This is a genomic window from Lysobacter olei, assembly GCF_054777355.1.
On record NZ_BAAHAT010000005.1, the window covers coordinates 194,007 to 201,792 of the forward strand.

Consider the following 7,786-nt stretch of genomic DNA (forward strand, 5'->3'; position numbering starts at 1 on the left):
GAGACCGGATGGAAGTTGGCTTGCATAGAATGAACGATCATTCGCATTGAGTCAAAGCATTCAGGTTCACATCCCGTTCCCCCGGACTCGTTGCAAGGGAAACCGAGCCCGCCGCCTGTGATGCGCTGCGGCATACTGAACAGACCCCACGTATGGAGCTCCGTCATGTCCCGCGCCTTCAACTTCAGTGCCGGTCCCGCCACCCTGCCGGAGGCGGTGCTCCGCCAGGCGCAGGAGGAGATGCTGGACTTCCGCGGGGTGGGCGCCTCCATCGTGGAACTGAGCCACCGCGGGCCGGAGTTTATGCAGGTGGCCGCCGAGGCCGAAGCCGACTTGCGCAGGCTGATCGGGATCCCGGACGACTACGCGGTGATCTTCGCCGCCGGCGGCGCGACCACCGCACAGGCGCTGATTCCGCTCAATTTCGCCGCGCCGGGGCAGGTCGCCGACTACGTGGTGACGGGTCACTGGGGCAAGACCTCGCTCAAGCAGGCCACCCCGTACGTGCAGGCCAACCTCGCCGCCAACACCGAGGCCGGTGGCTTCCGCGACGCGCCAGCGCCCGCGACGTGGTCGCTGTCGAAGGAGGCCGCGTATGTGCACTACACCGCCAACGAAACCATCCATGGCGTGGAATACCGCGCTATTCCCGACGTGGGCGACGTGCCGCTGGTTGCTGACTTCAGCTCCTCCATTGCTTCCGAGCCGCTGGACGTCTCGAAGTTCGGCGTGATCTACGCCGGCGCGCAGAAGAACCTCGGCCCCGTGGGCATCAGCGTCGTCATCGTGCGCCGCGACCTGCTGGGCCGTGCCGGACAACCGCGCGCCGAGATCTTCAACTACGCCGTGCAGGAAAAGCACGAATCCATGCTCAACACCCCGCCGAGCTGGAACTGGTACCTGCTCGGCCTGACGGTGAAGTGGATGCTGGCCGAAGGTGGTGTCGAAGAGTTCGCGCGCCGCAATGCCCGTAAGGCGGAGCTGCTGTACGCCACCATCGACCAGTCCGGTGGCTATTACCGCAACGAAGTGGCCACGGCCGCCCGCTCGCGCATGAACGTGCCGTTCTTCCTGCATGACGCCGCGCTGGATGCCGCGTTCCTGGCCGAAGCCAAGGACGCAGGCCTGATCTCGCTCAAGGGCCACCGGGTGCTGGGCGGCATGCGCGCCTCGATCTACAACGCCATGCCGGAAGAGGGCGTGCAGGCGCTCGCCGCGTTCATGCAGGACTTCCAGCGGAGGCATGGTTGATGCCCAAGTCGCCGCCACTGGATTTAGCTGCGCTGCGCGAACGCATCGACAGCGTTGACCGCGCCATCCAGGACCTCATCGCCGAGCGTGCCCAATACGCGGGGCAGGTCGGCAAGGCCAAGGGCAAGCTCGCCGCCGCAGTCGATTACTACCGTCCCGAGCGGGAGGCCCAGGTGCTGCGGCGCGTGGTGGACCGCAACGAAGGTCCGCTGCAGGACGAAGTGTTGGTGCGGCTGTTCCGCGAGATCATGTCCGCCTGCCTCGCGCAGCAGGAGCCGCTCAAGATCGGCTACCTCGGGCCGGAGGGCACCCATACCCAGCAGGCCGTGTACAAGCACTTCGGCCATTCCATCCATGCCATGCCGCTGGGCAGCATTGAGGAGGTGTTCCAGGAGGTGGAGGCGGGCAACGCCGACTTCGGCGTGGTGCCGGTGGAGAACTCCACGCAGGGCACCATCCAGTCCACGCTGGACATGTTCCTGACGTCGAAGGCAAGGATCTGCGGCGAAGTAGAGCTGCGCATCCACCAGCACCTGCTCTCGCGTTCCGGGCGCATCGAGGACATCGAGCGTGTGTACGCGCACCCGCAGTCCTTCGCCCAGTGCAAGGCGTGGCTGCGCCAGTACCTGCCGAAGGCCGAAAAGATCGCCGTGGGCAGCAATGCCGAGGGCTGCAAGCGGGCACGCAGCGCGGATGATGCGGCGGCCATTGCCGGTGCCAGCGCCGGGCCGGTCTACGGCCTGCAGCGCGTGGCCGGACCCATCGAGGACCGCCCGGACAACACCACGCGTTTCCTCGTGCTGGGCCGCGAGTTGTTCCCGCCGTCGGGCAACGACCGTACGTCGTTGCTGGTGTTCATCAATGACCAGCCCGGCGCGTTGCACCACGTGTTGGAACCCTTCGCGCGGCACGGGCTGAGCATGAACCGAATCGAATCGCGCCCGGGCCACACGGGCCTGTGGCAATACGCGTTCTTCATCGATGTCAGCGGCCACTCCGAGGAGCAGGCGATGCGCCAGGCCCTGAAGGACCTCGGCGACTACGCCACCCAGGTCAAGGTGCTGGGCTCGTACCCCGTGGCGATCGTATGAATGCAGCGGTGGACACCGTGACGCCGGCACGCAGCGCCCATGACGAAGCCTGGTACTCCGCGCGTGCCAGTCGCGGCGTCCATGCACTGAAGGCCTATGACCCGGGCCATGACCTGGTGGCGCTTCGCCGCCAGTTCGGGGTCGCGCAGCTGGTGGAGTTGGGCTCGAACGAGAACTCCTACGGCCCGTCGCCTGCCGCACGCGGTGCGGTGCTGGACTGCTTGCACGCGTTGCACCGCTATCCCGACCCCACTGGCGCCGACCTCAAGAGAGCACTCGCACGCGTCCACGGCGTGGGCGAGAACGAGCTACTGCTGGGCAATGGCTCGCACGAACTGTTGATGATGATCGCGCAGGTGTTCGCCGGCCCGGGCAGCGAAGTCGTCTACCCCCGGTATGGCTTCGCGGTGTTCGCGCTGGCCACGCAGGCCGCGGGCGCGACGGCCCGCGTGGCGGAAGCGCGCCCGCGCACCGATACCATGCCGGCGGGCCACGACCTCGACACACTGTTGGCCGCGATTACGCCGGCCACGTCGCTGCTGTACCTGGCCAATCCCAACAACCCAACCGGCACGTGGCTCGGCGCCGAGGCACTGCGCGCGTTCCTGGCCCGTGTGCCGGACCACGTCATCGTGGTGATCGATGAGGCCTACGCCGAGCTGGCCGATGCGTCCGACTACCGCAGCGGCCTGGCCCTGCGCGATGCGCACCCCAACCTGGTGGTCAGCCGCACCTTCAGCAAGGCCTACGGCCTGGCCGGTCTGCGCGCGGGGTATTTCGTTGCTCCTGCGGGGCTGGTCGCCGTGATGGAGCGCGTGCGCGAGAGCTTCAACGTCAACCTCCCTGCGCTCGCCGCCTGCGAGGCTGCCTTGGGTGACGTCGAGCACCTGGACTGGGTGCGTGCCCGTAACCGCGAGGAGCGCGCGGCCCTGACCGAGGCGCTGCAGGCCCGGGCCCTTCGCGTGTTTCCGTCGCAGACCAATTTCGTACTGGTGGAGTTCGGCGAGCGCACAGCCTCGGTGGAACGAGCACTGGTCGAGCGGGGTGTGATTTTGCGGCCTATGGGGGGCTACGGCCTCGGCGATTGCCTGCGCATCACCGTGGGCACCCGCGATGAGAACCGCCGCCTGCTCGCGGCACTGGACGAGGTGTTGGCATGAGCGGCAGTGCGGCGCATTGGGTCGCGGGCCGAGGCCGCGCTTTGCAGGGCACGCTGCGGGTGCCGGGCGACAAGTCAGTCTCGCATCGCGCCATCATGCTCGGCGCGCTGGCCGAAGGCACGACCCGCATCACCGGCTTCCTCGAAGGCGAGGACACCCGGGCCACGGCCCGAGTGTTCGAACAACTGGGCGTGCGCATCGAGGTTCCCAGCGCCAGCGAGCGGATCGTGCACGGCGTGGGCCTGTACGGCCTTCGTGCCAGTGGATCACCGTTGGATTGCGGCAACGCCGGCACGGGTATGCGCCTGCTGGCCGGCGTGCTGGTCGGGCAAACGTTTGACAGCGTGCTGGTCGGTGACGCCTCGCTTTCAAAACGGCCGATGCGCCGGGTCATTGAGCCGCTCTCGCGCATGGGCGCGCTCATCGAAGCCACGGGCGATGACGTGCCGCCGCTGCACGTCCGCGGAGGCCATTCGCTTCAGGGAATCGACTACACGTTGCCGGTGGCCAGCGCACAGGTGAAGTCCGCATTGCTGCTTGCGGGACTCTATGCCCAAGGCACCACCCGTGTGCGTGAGCCGCACCCGACCCGTGACTACACTGAACGCATGTTGCAGGCCTTCGGGTGGCCCATCCGTTTCAGCCCCGGCGAAGCCGAACTCGACGGCGGTCACGTGCTTAAGGCCACGGACGTAGCGGTGCCGGCGGACTTCTCGTCCGCGGCGTTCTTCCTGGTTGCGGCCAGCGTGATTCCCGGCTCGCACCTGCGGCTGGAGCGCGTGGGCATGAACCCGCGCCGCACCGGGTTGCTTACCGCCTTGCGCCTGATGGGCGCGGACATCCGTGAGGAGAACGCGGGCGAGCAGGGCGGCGAACCGGTCGCCGATCTTGTGGTCTCGCATAGGCCGTTGCGCGGCATCGCCGTGCCCGAAGCGCTTGTCCCGGACATGATTGACGAGTTCCCGGCACTGTTCATCGCGGCCGCCTGCGCCCAAGGCACCACCGTCGTTCGCGGCGCGGCTGAGTTGCGGGTCAAGGAATCCGACCGCATCGCCACCATGGCGGCTGGAATGCGCGCATTGGGCGTGGCCATCACCGAAACGCCGGATGGCGCCGCCATCGAGGGCGGCCCCATCACCGGCGGTCGAGTGGACAGCCACGGGGACCACCGCATTGCCATGAGCTTCGCGGTTGCGGCTCAGATGGCTGATCAGCCGGTTCGTATTGACGATGTGGCCAATGTGGCCACGTCGTTCCCAGGATTCATGGAACTGGCGACACACGCAGGGTTCCAGTTAGCCGAACCCTGAGGGAGCCATCTGAGTCCGGAGTGGCACACGCGGCTTGGGAGGCGCTGGGCCACGCGTTGGCCCATCAGTTTGGGGTGAAGCTGATCGGTACGATCACTGTCCCCGAAACCGCCACACCGTTGCGGCGGGCAGGATGAAACCGCCAGCGCCGCACCGCATCCACGGCGGCACGGTCGAGATCACGCGACCCACTGGGTTGCGCGACGCTCACTTGTGACGGCCGCCCGTCCGGCCCTACTTCGACGCGAACGCGGACCGTGCCCGAATCCCCACGGCGCAGCGCGCGTGTGGGGTAGCGCGGGGCAGGTGTCTGTCCAGCGACCGGCATCGGCAGGGTGGTAGCGACCCCGGCCGTTCTCGGTGCCGCTTTGGGTGGCGCCGCCGCCGCGGGGGTTGCCGGCGGTGGCGGGGTTGGGGTTTCAACAAGATAGGGGCGCTCGTTCCCTGCCTCCGTCGAGGGCTGCTTCTCGCCCATGCCGCTGGCACTGCGGCTGGACTCGCCCGCCGGCAATGGCGCCGGAAGTGGCGCATAGTCGCGCGGTGCCGAGGCAGGCAGAGTCGGATCGGCCCGGAAGAAGTCGTCCTCGCGCCCGCCGGATATCGCCCACGCAAACAGCAAAAGGCCGGCCACGAAAGCCAGCAGCACCCACAACAGCGATCGGAGGGAGGGCCTCCAGTCGGCGGCGTTGACGGGACGGTGCGGGGGCAGTGAGGCAGGGGTCGACATGCGTGATCCAGACGGCAGATGGCTGATTGTTGCCGTCGGTTGGCTTAACAAAACGTCAATCCGGCCGCCAACGCTGCGATAATCCCCAACCTGATCACTATTCCGGCCTTGTCATGCTCGACCCGAACCTGCTGCGCCAACAGCCTGCCGAACTTGCCGCCCGACTGCGTGAAGCCCGTGGTTTCGAGCTCGACGCCAGCGCGCTGGAGTCTCTGGAGGCCGAGCGTAAGCAGATCCAGGTGCGCACGCAGGAACTTCAGAACCTGCGCAACACCAAGTCGAAGGAGATCGGCCAGCTGATGGGGCGTGCCAAGGCCGCCGGCGACTCGGACCAGGCCCACGCAATCACCGCGCAGGTGGAAGCCATCAAGGCGGAGGTCGCCGCGTTTGGCGACGAACTGAAGGCCAGCGAAGAGCGCCTTGACGCCATCCGCGGTGAGTTGGAAGCTATTGCGCTGGGCATTCCCAACCTGCCGCACGAGTCCGTTCCCGTGGGCGGCGACGAGAACGACAATGTTGAGCAGCACCGCTGGGGCACCCCACGAGCGTTCGACTTCAAGGTGCTCGACCACGTCGAGCTTGGCGCCCGCAACGGCTGGCTGGACGGCGAGACGGCCGCCAAGCTTTCGGGTTCGCGGTTCACGGTCCTGCGCGGCCCCGTCGCGCGCCTGCACCGTGCGCTTGCCCAGTTCATGCTGGACGTGCACACCGGCTTGCACGGCTACGAGGAAACCAACGTACCGTTGCTGGTCAATGCCGACAGCATGCGTGGCACCGGTCAGTTGCCCAAGTTCGAGGACGATCTGTTCTCGACCGAAGTGGGCGACAGCAAGCGTTACCTGATCCCGACGTCGGAAGTCCCGCTGACCAACATCGCCCGGGACGCCATCCTTGAAGCCGAAGCGCTTCCGTTGCGCATGACCGCACACTCGATGTGTTTCCGCGCCGAAGCCGGCAGCGGTGGTCGTGATGTGCGCGGCATGATCCGCCAGCACCAGTTTGAGAAGGTGGAGCTGGTGACCATCGCGCGCCCCGAAGAGAGCTACGCCGAGCACGAGCGCATGACCCGCTGCGCCGAGGTCGTGCTGGAAAAGCTCGGGTTGCCGTATCGCCGGATGCTGCTCTGCACGGGTGACATGGGTTTCTCCGCCACGAAAACCTTCGATCTGGAAGTCTGGTTGCCGTCGCAGGACACCTATCGCGAAATCTCGTCGTGCTCCAACTGCGAGACCTTCCAGGCTCGGCGCATGCTCGCGCGCTACCGCAATCCGGCGACCGGAAAGCCGGAACTGGTGCACACCCTGAACGGTTCGGGCGTGGCGGTGGGACGAGCGCTGATTGCGGTAATGGAGAACTACCAGAACGCCGACGGTTCAATCACAGTTCCCGAGGCGCTGCGCCCGTACATGGGCGGGCTTGAACTCATCGCCTGATGAACTGGTCGTGGCAGTCGGTGCGTCCCCGTGTTTGAGTCTTGCGACGGCGGCACGGCTCAAAGCACAGTGAACGTTGTTTCGGCGCTGGAGCTGACATTGTTCAGGCTCCAGGTCGCCCGCACGGTGTAGGTGCCGATCGCGTTTGAAGACTTGGCGACCTTGTAGGTGATACGGGCGTAGCCATCGGCGCCACTGGTCGCACTCCGCGTCGTGGTGCTTCTTGCCGACCGGGCGATCGTAAAGGTCACGATGGCGCCAACAACTGGCACGCCGTTGTTGCGCACGAACGCATGGGCCTGCACGGTTTCCCCGCGAGCATACGTCGCCTTGTTGGTGCCTACTGTGGTCTCCAGGAATGTGGCGGGTGCGGCGATGGTGTAGGTTGTGGACACGCTCGCTGTGTGTACGACGCCGACGCTGCTACTGACACCGACGCCGATGCCGTAACCCGCGGCCGGTGCGGCACTGTCTGAGGTGACGCTGAAGGTCGTGCTGCCGCTGGCTCCCGGGGCCAGGCTGAGGCTGCTGTCGGCCAAGGTGCCGGTCCAGTTGGTGGGCACCGATCCGGCCAAAGTAAGGTCGGTACTGGCGCAGCTGGCACTGTCGTTGTTCTGCAGGTCGACCGTGTAGACCACGGTGCTGCCTGCCGGCACGGCTGCGGTCGGTCCGCTCAGAGAGATCGACGGCTCGGCGCGGGTGCAGCTCGGCGCGGCCACGGTGTAAGTCGTCGAGGCGTTGGTGGTGTGCACGACACCGACGCTGCTGCTGACGCCCACGCCGAGGCCGTAGCCCGCGGCTGGGGCGGTAGTGG

Annotated in this window: 6 protein-coding genes and 1 pseudogene; 5 read left to right on the plus strand and 2 right to left on the minus strand. The window is 66.8% G+C overall.

Annotated features, from left to right (window positions below; all coding sequences use genetic code 11):
- Nucleotides 1-165 precede the first annotated feature (165 nt).
- From serC to aroA, 4 genes are read left to right on the plus strand one after another with little or no spacing between them, the layout of a single operon-like run.
- A complete protein-coding gene (serC, locus tag ACYVBS_RS09260) occupies nucleotides 166-1,251 on the plus strand; it encodes a 3-phosphoserine/phosphohydroxythreonine transaminase (RefSeq protein ID WP_460823237.1) in 1,086 nt (361 codons plus the stop codon).
- Entirely contained in the window at nucleotides 1,251-2,342 is a 1,092-nt protein-coding gene (pheA, locus tag ACYVBS_RS09265; RefSeq protein ID WP_460823238.1) for a prephenate dehydratase, read from the plus strand. The genes serC and pheA overlap by 1 nt, the downstream gene beginning before the upstream one ends.
- Entirely contained in the window at nucleotides 2,339-3,502 is a 1,164-nt protein-coding gene (gene hisC, locus ACYVBS_RS09270) for a histidinol-phosphate transaminase (RefSeq protein WP_460823239.1), read from the plus strand. Before pheA ends, hisC begins: the two co-directional genes overlap by 4 nt.
- On the plus strand, nucleotides 3,499-4,812 hold the full coding sequence (gene aroA / locus ACYVBS_RS09275; protein WP_460823241.1) for a 3-phosphoshikimate 1-carboxyvinyltransferase: 1,314 nt from the start codon (nucleotides 3,499-3,501) through the stop codon (nucleotides 4,810-4,812). Before hisC ends, aroA begins: the two co-directional genes overlap by 4 nt.
- A 64-nt stretch (nucleotides 4,813-4,876) precedes the next feature.
- On the opposite strand, the pseudogene ACYVBS_RS09280 reads toward aroA, so the two are convergent.
- Nucleotides 4,877-5,546 (minus strand): annotated as a pseudogene (locus ACYVBS_RS09280) (energy transducer TonB).
- Nucleotides 5,547-5,652: 106 nt separating this feature from the next.
- Here ACYVBS_RS09280 and serS point away from each other — a divergent pair.
- Complete coding sequence (gene serS / locus ACYVBS_RS09285; protein ID WP_460823242.1) at nucleotides 5,653-6,972, plus strand: serine--tRNA ligase; 1,320 nt, start codon at nucleotides 5,653-5,655, stop codon at nucleotides 6,970-6,972.
- 59 nt (nucleotides 6,973-7,031) lie between these two features.
- Here serS and ACYVBS_RS09290 read toward each other — a convergent pair.
- The coding region (locus ACYVBS_RS09290) for a hypothetical protein (protein ID WP_460823243.1) at nucleotides 7,032-7,786 on the minus strand (755 nt) is incomplete at its 5' end.